Source organism: Acinetobacter sp. V102_4 (genome assembly GCF_031799005.1).
Taxonomy (GTDB): Bacteria; Pseudomonadota; Gammaproteobacteria; order Pseudomonadales; family Moraxellaceae; genus Acinetobacter; species Acinetobacter calcoaceticus.
Genome location: NZ_JAVQNR010000053.1, coordinates 137944 through 155295, shown reverse-complemented (window position 1 = coordinate 155295; position 17352 = coordinate 137944). Strand labels below are relative to the sequence as shown.

The 17352-nt window shown below is 38.4% G+C and carries 14 protein-coding genes; 6 read left to right on the top strand and 8 right to left on the bottom strand.

The window, feature by feature from the left end; all coding sequences use genetic code 11:
- The first annotated feature begins 63 nt into the window (after positions 1-63).
- Entirely contained in the window at positions 64-1398 is a 1335-nt protein-coding gene (locus tag RMB13_RS21150; protein ID WP_311086287.1) for a D-serine ammonia-lyase, read from the top strand.
- A 46-nt stretch (positions 1399-1444) separates the two neighbouring features.
- Here RMB13_RS21150 and RMB13_RS21145 read toward each other — a convergent pair whose 3' ends face one another.
- From RMB13_RS21145 to RMB13_RS21125, 5 genes are all read right to left on the bottom strand, one after another.
- Positions 1445-2992, bottom strand: coding sequence for a hypothetical protein (locus RMB13_RS21145; protein ID WP_311086286.1), 1548 nt, complete (start codon positions 2990-2992; stop codon positions 1445-1447).
- Positions 2993-3546: 554 nt separating this feature from the next.
- Entirely contained in the window at positions 3547-3711 is a 165-nt protein-coding gene (locus RMB13_RS21140) for a hypothetical protein (RefSeq protein ID WP_004793999.1), read from the bottom strand.
- A 107-nt stretch (positions 3712-3818) separates the two neighbouring features.
- Entirely contained in the window at positions 3819-4823 is a 1005-nt protein-coding gene (locus RMB13_RS21135) for an SUMF1/EgtB/PvdO family nonheme iron enzyme (protein WP_311086285.1), read from the bottom strand.
- Positions 4820-6496, bottom strand: a complete 1677-nt coding sequence (locus tag RMB13_RS21130) for an arylsulfatase (RefSeq protein WP_311086284.1) — start codon at positions 6494-6496, stop codon at positions 4820-4822. The genes RMB13_RS21135 and RMB13_RS21130 overlap by 4 nt, the downstream gene beginning before the upstream one ends.
- A gap of 167 nt (positions 6497-6663) precedes the next feature.
- Positions 6664-7281, bottom strand: coding sequence for a rhomboid family intramembrane serine protease (locus RMB13_RS21125; protein ID WP_003653076.1), 618 nt, complete (start codon positions 7279-7281; stop codon positions 6664-6666).
- Positions 7282-7439: 158 nt separating this feature from the next.
- Between RMB13_RS21125 and nfuA the strand changes: the two genes are divergently transcribed.
- Together nfuA and RMB13_RS21115 are read left to right on the top strand one after the other, a co-directional pair.
- Positions 7440-8078 carry a Fe-S biogenesis protein NfuA gene (gene nfuA, locus RMB13_RS21120; protein WP_003653074.1) on the top strand — a complete coding sequence of 213 codons (639 nt, stop codon included), beginning with the start codon at positions 7440-7442 and terminating at the stop codon, positions 8076-8078.
- Between the two features lie 169 nt (positions 8079-8247).
- The gene (locus RMB13_RS21115; protein ID WP_080026492.1) at positions 8248-10512 is read left to right on the top strand and encodes a TonB-dependent siderophore receptor; all 2265 of its coding nucleotides are present in this window, start codon (positions 8248-8250) and stop codon (positions 10510-10512) included.
- Between the two features lie 23 nt (positions 10513-10535).
- Here the strand turns inward: RMB13_RS21115 and RMB13_RS21110 are convergent, their stop codons facing one another.
- Positions 10536-11543, bottom strand: coding sequence for a hypothetical protein (locus RMB13_RS21110; protein ID WP_080026493.1), 1008 nt, complete (start codon positions 11541-11543; stop codon positions 10536-10538).
- A gap of 26 nt (positions 11544-11569) precedes the next feature.
- On the bottom strand, positions 11570-12595 hold the full coding sequence (locus tag RMB13_RS21105) for an alpha/beta fold hydrolase (protein WP_045434589.1): 1026 nt from the start codon (positions 12593-12595) through the stop codon (positions 11570-11572).
- A 285-nt stretch (positions 12596-12880) separates the two neighbouring features.
- Between RMB13_RS21105 and RMB13_RS21100 the strand changes: the two genes are divergently transcribed.
- Complete coding sequence (locus RMB13_RS21100; protein ID WP_003653067.1) at positions 12881-13495, top strand: carbonic anhydrase; 615 nt, start codon at positions 12881-12883, stop codon at positions 13493-13495.
- Between the two features lie 32 nt (positions 13496-13527).
- Here the strand turns inward: RMB13_RS21100 and RMB13_RS21095 are convergent, their stop codons facing one another.
- Positions 13528-14151 carry an arylesterase gene (locus RMB13_RS21095; RefSeq protein ID WP_045434587.1) on the bottom strand — a complete coding sequence of 208 codons (624 nt, stop codon included), beginning with the start codon at positions 14149-14151 and terminating at the stop codon, positions 13528-13530.
- A gap of 44 nt (positions 14152-14195) precedes the next feature.
- Between RMB13_RS21095 and RMB13_RS21090 the strand changes: the two genes are divergently transcribed.
- The gene (locus RMB13_RS21090) at positions 14196-14888 is read left to right on the top strand and encodes an ABC transporter ATP-binding protein (protein ID WP_311086283.1); all 693 of its coding nucleotides are present in this window, start codon (positions 14196-14198) and stop codon (positions 14886-14888) included.
- Positions 14889-14891: 3 nt separating this feature from the next.
- On the top strand, positions 14892-17351 hold the full coding sequence (locus RMB13_RS21085; RefSeq protein WP_311086347.1) for an FtsX-like permease family protein: 2460 nt from the start codon (positions 14892-14894) through the stop codon (positions 17349-17351).
- Position 17352 lies beyond the last annotated feature (1 nt).

Genomic DNA, 17352 nt, shown 5'->3' with positions numbered 1-17352 from the left:
GTCCTTATAAAGCCTCAAGTAACTTCAGAGGCTAGGCTTAAAACTTTTATATCAGGATAGATTATGGATGTGGTTCAAATAGATCAGCTAAAACAACAATTTCCACTTATTGAGACACTGCAAGCCTATCAAGAAATATTTTGGTTTACACCTCATTGCTATCCTTTAAAAGAAGCTTTAGAAAAAGTTGGATTAACAGCCGAAGACGTAAGTGAAGCAGAAGCTAGATTAGAGCGTTTCGCACCTTATTTGGCAAAAGTGTTTCCTGAAACTCAAGCGCAACATGGAAAAATTGAATCAGAGATCGTTGAAATTGGCCATATGAAACAAGCACTATCTTCAACAGAACAAGTGCAACTGAGTGGAACATTCTGGCTGAAAAAAGATAGCCATTTACCTATTTCAGGTTCAATTAAAGCGCGTGGTGGTATTTATGAAGTTTTGGCTCACGCCGAAAAGTTGGCAATTGAGGCTGGACTTCTCAAGTTGGAAGACGATTACAGTAAGTTAGATCAAGATTCATTTAGGGCATTCTTTTCTAAGTATCAAATTGCAGTAGGTTCTACAGGTAACCTAGGGCTTTCCATAGGCATTATGAGCGCCAAACTGGGTTTTAGAGTCACTGTTCATATGTCTGCTGATGCGAGACAGTGGAAAAAAGACAAACTGCGTTCATTGGGCGTTAATGTTGTGGAATATGCCAGTGACTATGGAGTAGCTGTTGAAGAGGGAAGAAAAGCAGCAGAGCAAGATCCGCACTGCTTTTTTATTGATGATGAAAACTCAACAACATTGTTTTTAGGTTATGCAGTTGCAGGAATACGCTTAAAACAGCAATTTGAGCAAAAACAAATAAAAGTCGATGCTGAACACCCATTATTTGTTTATTTGCCGTGTGGCGTTGGTGGTGGTCCTGGTGGGGTAAGTTTTGGTTTGAAACTGGCTTTTGGTGAGCATGTACATTGTATCTTTGCAGAACCCACCCATTCACCATGTATGTTACTGGGTGTCCACACAGGTTTGCATGATCAGATTTCAGTGAATGACATTGGCCTCGATAATGTAACTACCGCAGATGGGCTTGCGGTAGGCCGTGCTTCAGGTTTTGTTGGGCGTGCTATGCAGCAGTTAATCGATGGCTATTACACCATTGATGATGAGCGTTTGTATGAGCTCATTGCGCTTTTAAATCAAACCGAAAATATTCAGCTTGAGCCTTCTGCGGTGGCTGGAATGATGGGACCATACTATGTCCAGACTAACCCTGATTATTTGGCTTTACATCAATTATCAGTTGAGCAATTAAAACAGGCAACCCATGTGATATGGGCGACAGGAGGCGGTATGGTGCCGCCTGATGAAATGCAAAAATATCTATCACACTTTCAAAGTAAATAGATAAATACAGAAAAAAGCCCAATTCTAGAATTGGGCTTTAATATAATTATTTTTTAGATGATTTTCCGAAAGGTAGTTTTTCGGTTGCAAAGCCATAGATTGCAGCAAAAGGCAGGGCAGTTCTTGCTAAATAAGCCACACGCCACAATCCGCCGTGGTTGGCACCTTCCATCATAAGCTCAAGCGGATGGTCCAGCTCAGTTTCAGGATTTGCTACAGAAGACTCATTTCTTAAGTCATGAATCCAGATTGCAGCCATAATTGCATTGGTAGTTTCAGGGCTAAATGCTTCTACATCAAAAAGCTCCGCACCATTAAAAGCTGCTTTCAACAATGGATTTTTAGTCACAGAGTGAGTCGTTGTTGATGGTGCAATATTAATGCTGACGTGTTGTCCTTGATGGCGGGCCAAAATAGCACGCCATTGTTGAATGCGTTTAGCCAAAGCATAGTTTGGCCCTTGTTCAACAACTAGACAGTCGGCAATGCCATAAGTTTTTCCATTTTCACAAGCAATTAAGTCTTGATATGGTGCTTGAAAAAAACGATTGAGTGAAAGAGCGGAAACACCTTTCACCGCCATTTTTTGTATTTTTGTGCGTGATTTAAACTTTTCTTGAGCAGCTTTGGCGACTTCTTTAGGAACCGCATAAACATCGGTTGGCGTACACATAAACATAAGGCTTGTATCAGACTTATGCTCGCTCACAAATTGCATGATGCTGTCCATTGCCATGGAAACACGAACATGCTTTTCGCCATCTAAATAGGCAATTGCGGCCAAATCTAACTTTTGCGGAAACTGAACTAACCACTGTGCAATTTCTGGTAATTGAGTCAATAAATTTGCACCCAATTTATCTTTTAATTCAGAAACCTTTGCTGAAGAATCAATTTGTTCAACACTAGGCGCAATGAGGGTTGCGTTTCCCTGTTGAATCGTATTTAAAATCTTGCCCCAGACACGTGGATTTGGTAAGTCGACAGCAACAATATTCGCTTTCCATTTGGCTAACCAAGGTAGAGGTCCTGCTTCTGAAGCTGCACCAAACAGCACCATAGTACGGTCAGATAAATCAAACCATTCTGGGTGAGCAATAGCTTCACGCAAAGCTTTTGCATGACTTGGTTCAATAATACCAGCCTCTTCCCAACGTTGAATCTGGTCCAGTAAGCTTTGCCCGCTTAGTTTTTGCCCTTTGTAAGGAACATACCATTCAGGTGCTGCATCACTTTCACCTTTAAGTTTTACTGTATGAAGTGGCGTAGATGAAGCAATATTAACCGCATCTTTTAAAAGGTAGTGTTTACTATCACGATAATAGTCAAAAATATGGTGAGCTTTATGCAAACCTTGCTTCGCAATAGTAATGGGGTGGTTACTATTAGAAATTCCTTGTTTAACAAGTGCTTTAAAATATATTGGGTAATTTTTTCGCCAGTTTTTTTCATTCAACACTTGTTGTGCGGTTTTATTATCTACAACAGATAAAGCCTCTGACAAAATTTCTTGGCCAGTAAGAGATGTGCTTTGTTTTTTTGTTGAGGCGTGTACTGGAAATTGTAGACCTTCGACTTGACTTGTGCTGGACATAAAATATCTCGTTATACGACTGGGTTAATATACAGATGTATACATTATCTATGCCAATGAAAGGAAACGAGTGGCAATAACTGACAAAATAATATTGATTATTTATGTGATGAAACATGGAAGAGGGAATTATTATGATAAATTCATCTCATTTTGGTCTTAATTTTTTTCACAATTTTAGAACATTTTTATAGACTTACGTTACATAAATGATTATTTTGTATTAAGCAAATACATCAGTTTTAGCCTGAAGGTAAAATGTTCAAAATGTATCAATAATACAGATACAGAAATGATTAAAAACTAGACTTTTTTATTAAAAGATAAGAAAAGTCAGACTGAATAAGAAAGAATTGGGGTGAAACTAGATAGAAGACAACATAAGATTGTCTTTTAAAAATCTTGGGGATATGGTGATTTTTTTACACCATAATTTTCTAGTTTCACCCCATCTATTTTTGGGTTGGAACCCTCCATTTTTGTACTCACTTTATCACTTGATTGAACCTTATTTGTTTAAAGTAACTTCAAAATTACTTTAAAAGAAGCTATCTCTAACAACGTCCTTTTTTCGCTTGTCCTGGTGGGCAAAAGTCTCCTGGATGGTTGTGATAAGGTGAATCTGGATCAATCACAATACTACCTTCAGGTGTATGAACTGCACAGGCTGATAATGACATTGTGAAAATTGCTGCTGCACAGAGAAGTAATGTTTTCATCTTGTTCTCACTTTTTTATCATTCTCCATTTTACTATAGAAATATTTTGATTATTTTTCGATCTACTTTTGGTTAAGAATATATTTAATAATTCTGATTTAAAGAAACTAATCAGATCGTAAAATCGTTCGAAAGCCCACATGGGTTGCTGTTAAATCAAAGTCTTGCGGATAGCGGCTACTGCTACGATAACGTGAACAATAATTTTGTGCGCAAAGAAAAGATCCGCCTTTAATTACATATTGTGTACTGGTGATTTGTTGTTGTCTTAAATCAGAATAATTTCCCATATGCTGGTCATGAGCACCTTGATATGGAGATGATGTCCATTCCCATACATTTCCGATCATATCAAATAGTTTGAAATGATTTGCTGCAAAACATCCAACGGGCGCAACATCTTTAAAGTGATCTTGATTTAGGTTTTGAAAAGGGAATTCACCTTGCCAGTAATTTGCTTGTGGATGTTGGTGTTCATCGGTAGGGGCCTGATGTAATGGTGTATCAGTTTTTGAATTTGCTTTAGCTGCATATTCCCACTCTAATTCTGTTGGTAAATCACGTCCTAGCCAGACCGCATAATGTTCAGCATCGTTTTTACTCACATATCGCACAGGTTCGTTAGGATGGGGAGTAGCACCTTTACTACCATTTGGAGTTTTCCATGTATATCCCGATTTTAGCTGCCACCATTGCTGTGGGTGTTGAGGGTCTGGTGAAAAAACAGCAGCCTGCTTTTGTTTTTCGGCATCGGTGATATAACCCGTTGCTTTTACGAAACTAGCAAACTGAGCAACGCTGACTTCTGTTTGATCAATCCAGAATCCTTTAACTTCCCGTTGTTTTTTTCCAAAATTAAGTTCATCGGGATAGGCTTTTTCAGAACCAAAATTAAAATGTCCATCAGGAATTAAAACCATTCCAGCTGTAGGTTGTTTTAGCCAACCTTGAGGTAGTCCTGTGTAGTTTTTACACTTCTCAATAGACCCCAAGTCAGCTAACGAGGTTTGCTGCTGAGACGATGGTGCGGGTTCAGAAACTTGTGAAGATTGACTACAGCCTGCTATAAAAGACAGGCTGATGGTCGTAACTAAAAATGGTTTCAATCTCATTTGGCGTTATATTCCTGCACACCATTTTTTTCAGTATATTTTTGATAGACCGATAAGAGTTCTTGCACTTTAGCAGGGTAAAGCTGAGCAACGTTCTGTCTTTCCCCTCGATCCGCTTTAATGTTGTATAGCTCCCAAGTTCCTGTACCTAATTCAGGGCGCCCTTGAAGTGCAATTTTCCACTCGCCTTGTTTTGCATATTTACTACCATGTAATTCATCAGCAAAACTAAAATTTTCGGGGCGAATCGTAGTTGTTTTATTTTCAAGTAAAGGTTTCCATGAAATCCCTGATGGCGTGTTAATGGTACGACCATTGTATTGGCCTTGAGGTACTGGAATATGAGCATATTCTAGTAAAGTTGGGAAAACATCGAGTACGGATGCAAAGCTATCATTCGTTTCTTCTGCTTTTTTCTGATTTGGTAATTTCACGATTGCAGGGGCAGTAGTTGCACCTTCACCAGCGGTATCTTTCCATAAATGAAATGGCGCCGCGCTGACCTCAGCCCAACGTGGTCCAATATAGTGATATGAAGTCGGTGTACCTACATTTGCTACAGAATTATCAAAGCCAGATTCACTGCCGTATCCTCCACGTACAAAACCTTCTGCACCATTGTCGGAAACAAAGAAAATTAAGGTATTGTCATAAAGATTATTTTGTTTGAGGTATTGAATAATTCGGCCCACATTGGCATCGAGATTTTCTACCATACCTGCATAGATTTCCATTTTACGGGCTTCTAGTGTTTTTTGTTCAGCAGTTAATTCATTCCATTTTCCATATTTTTGTGGAGCATTTTGAGTTGCAATCGGTTCGGCTGCTTCAAAGTTTGCCGGGATAATACCAAGCTGTTTTTGGCGTGCGATACGTGCATTACGAATTGCATCGTAACCAACATCGTAAACTCCACGGTATTTTTCACGGTATTCAGCAGGTGCCTGAATTGGCCAATGAGGCGCTGTATAGGCAGCATAAGCAAAGAACGGTTTGCCGCTATTTTTGCCTGAGTCTAAATAGCTAAGTAATTTATCAGTAAAATAATTTGTCGAGAAAAAGTCATCAGGCAATGCTGAAACAGGAATAATTTGCCCATCTTCCGTATAGGTCGAATTTCGCTTAAATGCACTTGGCGCTTGCTTAAAGTGGTGATCTAGGCCTTGTAACAAGGTAAATGAATGGTCAAAACCTTTTGCATGGGCATTCGTTTCAGGGGTTAGCCCTAAATGCCATTTACCGCTGATATAAGTACGATAGCCATTATCTTTCAGCACTTGTGCAATGGATAGCGAACGCTCATTCAAATAGCCCTCATAGCCGGGCTGGCCCTTTAAATGTTCTGGCGTGAGTTCAGCCATTGCACCAATACCAGCTAAATGGTGATCAGTACCTGAAATCAGTTGTGAGCGTGTTGGGGAACAGGTCGGGGCGGTGTGATAGTCAGTTAAAAGGCGACCTTCTTGAGCTAGGCTATCAATATTGGGTGTACGAATTTCACCACCGAAAGCCCCTAAATCTGAATAGCCTAAGTCATCCGCCATAATGAATAAGATATTGGGCTGCTTAGGAGTGCTGACCACATTTTCTTGTGAATCATTGTCATTACATCCAGCCAAAGATAAGCTAAATAAAGCAATGGAAAGGCTAGATAAAATTGCTTTGTACTTCATTGTATCATCTGAATTATTAAAAGATTTGGCATGAGTTTAATCAGATGGTTTTTGCAATCAAAACAAGGAAAAGATCAAAGAAAATCAGAAAAAAGACTGAGAATTTATGGTGATAAATAAATGAGAAAAAAAGAAAAGCCCATTACGGGCTTTTTTGAGTGCCTGACTTAGAACGGAATACGAGTCAGTTGATCTAAGAAATGTGGAATCACTTTAGGTTCGATCAAAATGGTTACAAGGACCCCGTAAGCTGCACCCCATAAATGAGCACTATGGTTGATATGGCTATTACCACGTTTACCAGCCCAAATGCTGTACGCTACATATAAAACTGCAAAAATAATGGCTGGTACTGGAATGAAGAATACAAAAATCAGCTTCCATGGTTGAAATAGAATATAAGCAAATAAAACAGCTGAGACAGCACCAGAGGCACCGAGGCTCGCCCAGTTTGTATCATTTCTATGTTGTAAATAGCTTGGTAAAATCGCAAAGATTAAACCGCCTAAATAGAACAAAACAAAACCCATGTCATAAAAATATTGGCGATAAAAACTTTCAATAATGCTGCCAAAGAAGAACAGGGTAATCATGTTGAAAAGTAGGTGTGTACCATCTGCATGGATAAAGCCATGAGTAATGAAACGATCAAATTGCCCACGTTGCATTGCAGGTGGCCAAAAAATCAAACGATTCATCACGTTTTGATTGCTAAAGGCAAGTAAAGAAACAATGACCGTAATAATAATAAGGGTAATGGTATGGTTAAACGGCAGATGCAACATAAGAAATATTTAAAAAATGATCAATATTGAGTCCAATAATGCCATTAAAAACTTCAGTTGAAACCCTGTTGTGTATAAATCCGACAAATTTAGTTGATTTTTTTTAAATCTACCTCATCTTCGGTTAATATAAAGGCATCAGCTTGAGGAATATTGTTATGTCGACTGAGAACACCAACACTGCTGTTGCAGAAGAAATTCCAAACCTTTTGATTACACCATCTGCACAAGAGTATTTGCACGATTTATTGACGAAGCAAAATACTCCGGGAATTGGCGTTCGAGTTTTTGTTGAACATCCGGGTACGCCACGTGCAGAATGCTGTATGGCATATAGTGCACCAGAAGAAGTAATCCCAACGGATTATAAACAGGACTATCCAGATTTCCCTGCATATATTGACGCGCCATCTATTCCTTATCTTTTAGATGCCGTAATTGATTACAATAAGGACCGTTTTGGTGGGCAGTTAACTTTCCGCGCGCCAAACTCTAAAGTTCCACGTGTTGGTCCAGATGCATCAATTGAAGAACGTATTACTTACATTCTTCAAGCAGAAATTAACCCGGGTCTTGCAGGCCATGGCGGGAATTGTAGCTTGGTAGAAGTACAAGATAATCCAGAACATGGTTTAACTGCTGTATTGAAATTTGGTGGTGGTTGCCAAGGATGTTCTGCAATTGACGTTACCTTGAAACAAGGTGTAGAAACGACGTTAAGAGAGCATATTCCAGAGCTTCAACGTGTGGTTGACCAAACTGACCATACACAAGCTGAAGGTGCTTATTTCAAATAATTAAATTATTTGAAAAGTGACATAAAAAAGCCTCGGAATGAGGTTTTTTTATTATTCAATATAAATAATGATAATTATTATCAATATCATTTGTAATTTTATTTAGATTTGTTACAATGCGGAACTTAAAATGAGAGATGTTTAATAAATCAATATATTGGGAATACTTATGTCGAAGCGTATTATCCAGTCAGTGCTTTCTGTTTCAGTACTGGCAAGTATGATGTCTATGGCTTATGCTGCAAAAAATGAGCAAGAACAAGCTGAACCAGCATTAGAAAAGCCTGCTGAACCTGTGAAATTGGAAACAATTTTTGTAACAGCTGAAGAGCAAGTAAAGCAATCGCTCGGTGTATCAGTGATCACCCAAGAAGATTTAGAAAAACTTCCAGTTCGTAATGATATTTCAGATTATGTGCGTCGTATGCCTGGTGTAAATTTAACTGGAAACAGTGCAACAGGGCAGCGCGGTAATAATAGACAAATCGACATTCGTGGAATGGGTCCTGAAAATACGCTCATTTTAGTGGATGGAAAACCTGTTAACTCTCGTAATTCAGTTCGCTATGGTTGGAAAGGAGAACGTGATACACGCGGTGATTCAAACTGGGTTCCAGCAGAAGCAATCGAATCGATTGAGGTTTTACGCGGGCCAGCGGCAGCTCGATATGGTTCAGGTGCAGCAGGTGGTGTAGTCAACATCATCACTAAAAAAGTGACGAATGAAACCCATGGTTCGGTAGAACTATATACTTCACAACCTGAAGACTCTAAAGAAGGTTCATCAAATCGAGTTGGCTTTAATTTAAGTGGGCCACTGATTAAAGATGTTTTGTCATACCGTTTATATGGTAATTACAACAAAACCGAAGCTGACGATGTCGATATTAATAAATCAATAGGCAGTACGGCAGCTGGGCGTGAAGGCGTTAAAAATAAAGATATTTCAGGACGTTTAGCTTGGCAAGCAACAGACCAACAAACCGTGTTGCTCGATGTCTCATCTAGCAAGCAAGGGAATATTTACTCTGGTGATTCTCAGTTAAATGCAAATGCTGAAGCAGATGCGATTCTTTCTGAACTTATTGGTAAAGAAACCAATACGATGTACCGTGATAGCTATGCTTTAACACATGAAGGTGATTGGTCTTGGGGTAAAAGTAAGTTAGTTGCTCAATACGATAAAACTCATAATAAACGTTTACCTGAAGGTCTGGGTGGTAGCACAGAAGGAAAAATTAATAATTTGGATGATAAAGCCACTTCACGCTTAGAGACTCTTCGGTTGAATGGTGAAGCCAATATTCCTTTTGAATATTATGTACCACATGTATTAACACTCGGTACTGAATGGGTTGAAGACAGATTTAAAGATAATATTTCGACAAATCAGGGGACAGACAGCAGCGGTTCAGGTTATGGCGATCAATTAGCTAAAGGCAATCGCAGTAAAATGGAATCACGGATTGCTTCTGCATATATCGAAGACAACTTGAAACTCACAGACAGCACCGATGCCGTATTAGGTTTACGTTTCGACGACCATAGCAAATCTGGTTCTAACTGGAGCCCAAGCTTAAACGTTACTCAAAGACTCAATGATTATTTCACGTTAAAAGGTGGGATAGCAAAAGCTTATAAAGCACCAAATATGTATCAAAATGCCGAAGGGTACTTACTCAGTACGAACGGCAATGGTTGTCCAGCCAATATTGAATCGCGTTGTTTATTACAAGGTAATGGTGATTTAAAACCTGAAACTTCGGTAAACAAAGAGTTAGGCATCCAGTTCCAAAAAGACATTGTCAACGCGAGCTTAACGTGGTTCCGTAATGACTATAAAGATAAGATTGTGGCAGGAACGAATGTTGTTGGCACTGTAGATGGCTCAAGTACCAATGCAAATACAGGAGCTGTGACCAATACGAAGTGGAATATCTTACGTTGGGAAAATACGCCTAAAGCATTAATTCAAGGTTTTGAAGGAAGCTTAGGATTAGACTTTGGTGATATTCGTTGGACCAACAACTTTACCTATATGATGGACTCGAAAGATAAGCAAACGGGCAACCCATTATCTTTAGTTCCTAACTATACAATTAACTCAATTTTTGATTACGACATTACAGATCAATTAGATGTGAATTTTGTATTTACTCAATATGGTCGTCAAAAATCGCGTCAGTTTGCCGAAAATAGAATTGAATCTGGCATTGGTTCAGGTGGAACAAATTCTGCGATTAAGCCAAGCACTGTAAAAAGCTATAGTACGGCTGGAATTAATGTTGGTTATAAAATTTCAGACAATATTAGTACGCGTGTTGGTGTAAGTAACTTGTTTGATAAACAAATTTTAAGAGACAGTAATTCGATTAGCCAAACTTACAATGAGCCAGGTCGAGCTTATTACGCCTCTCTAAAATATTCATTTTAATCCATAGTAATAACAAAGGCGCTTTAAGCGCCTTTGTTATTTAAAATATCTAATGCTTTTTCAGAATAATAAAATTTCTCTAGGTAAACACGAGCACGTCGTCTTAAATGACCAGTTGTAACTAATTGCTGTAATACCGGCACAAGTAACTGAGTCAGTTCATGTTGAATTAAGCTTTCATCAATATTGAGGTCACGAAGTAACAAGTCAAAATTATGTTCCTGATTGCGCACATACCACGTGTAAATACCATCATGTACTTGTTGTTTCAAATAAGAAGTCTGGCGAATGTGATCCCAAATCTGATGTCCTAAACCCACAGTTTTTGATAAATCCTGAACTTCTACATAATTTTTCAAAACAGAAAGCGGCATGGTTTTAACTTTATGCCAAATATTTGCCTGAAAATGGTAGAGCTTATCATTGTCAAAATGTTGGTTTAAAACACGCTCACTCATTTGAGTGAGTTTTAAAATATTCTTTTGCAAATAATGATGAATCGTGTCGTCTAGATTTGAATCGGTTACGGTTTCTAGAACCGATTTGCCCATCTTCATAAAACGACCTACACCTGGCACCCGTTTTGACATCGACTCATCTAAATAGTCATGCATCGTTTGTTGAATCAGCTGTGTTAGAAGTGCTGAAAATGCAGGATTATTCACAATCGTTTTAATTAGCTTCTTACGATGCTGATCTTTACTTGCAACGTATTGCGCAATTCCATCAATTGTTAAAACAGGAATAACATCTTCAATTGTTGTACTGTCATTAGCAGGATGAATCAGTGCAAAACGGATATGTTCTGCAATTTGTTCAAGCAGGGAATCAGAAGCAGGGGTGTCTAAAATCTGCTTTTGAATCAGCTGCTGAATTTGTTCGAAAGTCCAGAGGTGTTGTAGTTGTCGACTACCCAACCAATGATAAAATTGCTCAAATTCTTGTTGGATAACATGGGGCTGAGCAAATTCCTCATCTAAAAAATCAAGATGAGCTTCAATGAGTTTTTCTATAAGCGGTTGGGTAGACATAAGGTCTCACAAGTCCGAAGTTTTATTTAAGGTGTAGTCGCTTTTGGCGACTGATTTGTTTCTACTTTCAGTAAAAACGGTACATATTGTTGAATAACCAGCTGCTCAGCTTCCAAAATTGGCATATGGCCAACATTTTCTAAAATAACTGGAGGTTGGGCATTCTTTAAGAGTCGTTTTAATTCACTTGCGACTTCGACATTAATAATCTTATCTTGCTTACCCCATAAAATCAGTGTCGGTGCATCTATTGTTTTTGTGAGAACTGCAAATGAATCGGGAGTGTAAACCTTATTTAGCGCAATAAGCTGATCAACCAGTTTCTGTGTTTGAGGTGCCTGATTAATCATGAGCTTTTCTTGAGCTTCTAAAAATTCTTTTGGAATAAACGGAGGATTAAACATGGTTTGCTTTAACAAATAATTAAAGTCACCCTTTTTAGATACTAAAAGTTGTTTTAGGTAAGCAGGATCTTTTAGATAAATTGTATTGGCAGAACGGAAAATACCGCCACTATCAACTAAGAATAGGCTTTTGGTTTCAAATGGATATTGTCCAGCATAGAGTAGGGCAATTGAACCGCCAAGTGAGTGGCCAGCAATATGAATAGGGCCTTTTAAATTTGCAGCTTCAACAAAACGACGTAATTTTTCGGCAAGATTAGGCACTGAATAATCAAAGTCTTGTGTAACTAAGGTTTCACCACTGCCAGGTAAGTCAGGAATAACGACATGGTAATTTGCTGTCAGATAACGGGCGACACGGTTCCAGTTATCACGACTCCCTCCTAATCCATGGATGAGTAACAACGTAGGTTTAGTGGTAGATCCACCTTCACTATATGACCAAGTTATATCACCAACTTTTAAACTTTTACTTTGTAAACCTGCCCAGCTTCGTTCTTGCTGCAAAATATTTTGAAAGCTTATATCAATCGTATCGGCAGCTTGTGTCTGAGATATACTCATTATTGTTGTAAGGCTGCATGCTAAGGTAAATGCTGCAACGGTTTTTTTTAGAACAGTTTTTTTTGATGCGGACAGCGTTGTCATAAGATTTCATCCTTGATGCATAAGCGAGTTTGAAAATTATTGAAAAACTTTGCCAATGAGTCATTTGCTAAATGATTAAAAGGAGAAAAATTATAGTCAATCCCAGAACCAAAGTATGTCTATTTTTTCACTAAACAGTAGGAAATATGCAGTAAATTCTCCATTCAAATAGAGGAAGTATTTTTAAAGTTTTTCATGGGAAATGATTTAATTTTTTGTCAGTGACATTCAAATTTTGACACATTAAAATGATTTCCAACCTTGAAAAAACAATGGAAATATAAAATGCCTACTGCGCAAGAAGTTTTAGATCGTCTGAAAGCTGGTAATCAACGATTTGTAAATGGAAATACTTCCCTTGCAAAAACCTTATCTCATCATGAACGCGCTGAAATGGCAAAGGATCAAAATCCATTTGCGATTGTATTGGGTTGCTCAGATTCTCGTGTTCCAGCAGAAATGGTATTTGACCAAGGTCTTGGTGACTTATTCGTAATTCGTGTTGCTGGTAATGTTGTGGCACCTTCACAAGTCGGTAGTGTTGAGTTCGCAGCAGAACGCTATGACTGTCCGGTTGTAGTTGTATTAGGACACAGCCATTGTGGCGCGATTCAAGCGACAATTGATACGTTAATGAACCCTGATCAACCGCCATCATCTAACTTAATGTCGATTGTGAACCGTGTTCGTCCATCAGTTGAAATTTTAATGCAAACTGACTTAAAAAATGATTTGAAAAAATTATCATGTCATGCAGTACGTTCAAACGTTTTTGCTTCGGTAAATCAATTACGTCATGGTTCAAGTGTCCTTGAAAGCTTGATCGCAAAAGGTGAGTTGATTGTCGTTGGTGCAGAGTATTCACTAGAAACTGGTGAAGTTACTTTTTTTGATTTCTGATCATAATAAAAATATTTAAAACTAAAAGGTGCCTATAGGGCACCTTTTATGTATGGAAAAGCTAAATTAAGTAGTTTTGATTGTGCTTGTGCATTTGGATGAATCAAATCATTTTGCATAAGCTGTTTTTGACCAGCAACACCATCTAGAAAGAACGGAAGCAATTTCACCTGATATTTCTGGCTTACAACTTTATAATTATTTTCAAAAGCTTTGCTATATGCAGCCCCATAATTTGGCGGAATTTTCATACCAAAAATAACAACTTTGGCTTTTTGTTTTTGGCTTAATTGAATGAGCTGATCCAGATTTTTTTGAATCATTTGAGGTGGTTGCCCTCGCAAGCCGTCATTTCCGCCTAATTCAATCACGACTACACTAGGCTTATAGGTCTGCAATAATTTAGGTAATCGTGCCAAAGCTCCGCTTGTTGTTTCACCACTAACACTTGCATTGACCACTTTGTGTTGTTTGGGATACTGTTGGTCTAAACGTTTTTGCAGTAATTGTACCCAACCTTGTTTGGGATCAATTCCGTAACCGGCACTGATACTATCTCCTAAAATTAAAATAGTTTTCGCCGATACAAGCATGGGCAGCATACTTAATGAGATGAGCATGATGCTTTTAGAACCAATCAAAAAAGATTTATACATTTGTACTTCGACCCTGATTCTGAATACATAGGACTTTTCACATCATGCCACAACCCATCATTGCTGCCCATCAAGTTACACAAACTATTCAGATTAACCAAAATCAGTTTACGATTTTAAAAGATATCGATTTAGAGATTTTTGAAGGGGAACAGGTAGCAATTACGGGACGTTCCGGCTCAGGTAAATCAACCTTACTAGGAATTCTAGCGACTTTAGATCAACCGTCTGAAGGAGAAGTGTGGCTATGTGGTCAGGCAGTACATGAGTTAACAGAAGAACAACGCACTCAAATTAGAATGCAACATATTGGTTTTGTATTTCAGTCTTTTCAGCTTTTACCTCAGTTGAGTGCGCTTGAAAATGTGATGTTACCTTTACGGTTACGTAAAGATTTCGATTATAAAACCGCAGAGAAAAAAGCGTTAGATTGGTTGCATCGAGTGGGGCTTGGTCGTCAGGTAGAACAAACGCCTAAAGTCTTGTCTGGAGGGGAACAGCAACGTGTAGCGATTGCGCGTGCACTCATTGCAGAGCCACAAATTATTTTTGCAGATGAACCTACTGGAAACCTAGATGGTCAAACAGCTCAAGAAATTGAAAATCTGCTTTTTGATTTAAATCGAGAGTTAGGTACAACCCTTATTTTGGTTACACACGACCGTAACTTAGCAAGCCTTTGTCAGCGCCATGTTGAGTTAGATGATGGCCGATTAAAGACAGTACAGGGTGGTTAAATGATGCGTAATCTTCTAAAACCACTTTTACTTCAAAGTTTCCGCACGGGTGGTCTGTATCTACTTATTATTGCTCTATCGCTTGCGATTAGTGCCACAACTGCTCTGAAATTTAGCAATGACCAAGTTAAAAATGCTGTCAGTTTACAGGCTTCCCAAATGTTGGGTGCCGATTTAGTTCTGTCGAATAACGAACCGATAGAACAGTCATGGAAAAAAAGAGCAGAGCAGCTTGGTTTTAAGCAAACCAATGTCACTATGTTTAGTTCTATGGCCCATACACACGATCAGTTTGTCATGGTCAACGTGAAAGCAATAGAGCCTTTATTTCCGTTAAGAGGACAGCTTGAAATTGAGCCAACTACGCAAGGGATTCAGTCTGGTGAGGTGTGGTTAAGCCAAAGGGCAGCAGATTTATTAAAAGTAAAACTGGGTGATGCTGTTTCTATTGCGGATGGTACATTTCGTTTTAGTGGTGTGATTGTACGTGATTCAAATCAAGAGTTAGGTTTCTCTGGCTTTTCTCCCACGGTTATTATCCATCAAGCTGATATTGCTAAAACTCATGCAATTCAGACAGGCAGTAGAATTGACTATCGTTTATTAATGGCGGGTAAACCAGAACAGGTACGGACTTTTGCTAAGCAGTTTAAACAACAACATCAAACCACTAAAGATTTAGACGAAACAGCGGGTTTACGGTTACGCGATGCAAGTGATTCGAATAGCAGATTATTACGTCCACTTGAAAACCTTGATACCTTTTTGCAATTGGCCAATATTTTAACGATTTTATTATGTGGTATTGCCATCGCTTTAACGAGCCAAAGATATGTTCAACAAAACCAAGATCACATTGCGCTCATCCGGTGTTTAGGGGGAAGTAAATTCCAAATTTTATTGGCATATATTGGATTACTTTGTGTTGTTAGTGCGATTTCGATTGTTATAGGAAGCCTATTGGGGCTGATATTGGGCTATGGCCTGCTTCAACTCATGTTGCAATTGATACCTCAATTGGAATTAAATTTTTCGGTAATACCACTTTTACTTGGGCCTTTACCAATTGCCATTTTTACAAGTGTAATTGTTTTGCTTGGGTTTATCTTGCCAAGCATTTGGGAGCTTTTAAATACGCCTCCAATTCGTGTTATTCGTGAACAAGCAAAATCTCGAAAATCATTATTTTTTATGTTTTTTGCAGGCATTACTAGCCTCATTGTTTTTAGCTTGGTGTTGAGTGAAAACTTGATGCTCAGCATTATGGTTTTGGCTGCGATTATCGTTCTTTGTATTTTGCTTTACACCGTTGTCTGGTTATTGCTTCGTAGTCTAAAAAAGATGAAAAATCGTTTGTCTTTTTATATTCGTTCTCCTTCCCAAAGTGCATTACAGATTACTGCTCTAGCTTTAGGATTAAGCCTTATTACAGTACTCAGTGTATTAAGAACTGATTTATTAGAACGTTGGCAGCAACAACTCCCAGAAGGAACGCCTAATCAGTTTGTTTATGGTTTGCCTCCATTTGATTTAAAAGCTTTTGAACAACAGTTGAAACAAAATGGTTGGCAAAGCACACCTTTATATCCAAATATCCGCGGCCGATTGCTAGCGAAGAATGATATACCTTTTTCAGAAGAGGCTATAAAACAAAATAACTCTTTACGTCGTGAGTTAAATTTAACTCAGTCTAATCACTTACCGAATGACAATGCCATTACAAATGGTCAAGCTCAGTTTAGTGGTGTAGGGCAAGTTTCTGTTGAAAACAAAACGGCTGAAAGCCTTTGTATTCAAATTGGAGATAAGCTTACCTTTAGCTTGCCGGAAGGCAATTTACAGGCCAAAGTTGTTAATTTTCGAAGTGTAGAATGGGAAAGTTTTAGTCCTAATTTTTTCTTTATTTTTTCACCGAAAACTTTAGATGAAAATGCTGGAAGTTATTTAGGCAGTTTTTATGTACCTAAACAAGATCAGCCAAAAATGATCAATATCATTCAGCAGTTTTCGAATACGGTATTTATTGACGTCGATCGAATTTTAGATGAAGTAAAGCGTTTAATGAATGTTTTAGTGAAAATTGTGACCGTGCTGGCGGCTTTAGTGGGTTTTTCTGGGGTTTTAGTACTTATCGCATGCTTAAACTTATTAATGGATGAGCGACGCCGTGAAGTTGCTTTGTTACGTTCATTTGGATTGTCTAAGAATAAAATGAAGCAGATGCTCAGTCTTGAAGTTGGATTTTTAGGATTGTTAGCAGGCATAGTTGCCTGCTGTTTTGCAGAAGTGATTAGTGCTATTGCAAGCTATAAAATGAATATGGCACTACAGTGGCATATTGAAACATGGCTAATTTTACCTCTTGGCATGATGCTGGTTTGTGCCCTGATAGGACGTTATCGACTGGGCTATCTTTGCAACTTACCACCTTTACAAAGCTTAAGAGAACTAAACCAGTTGTAGC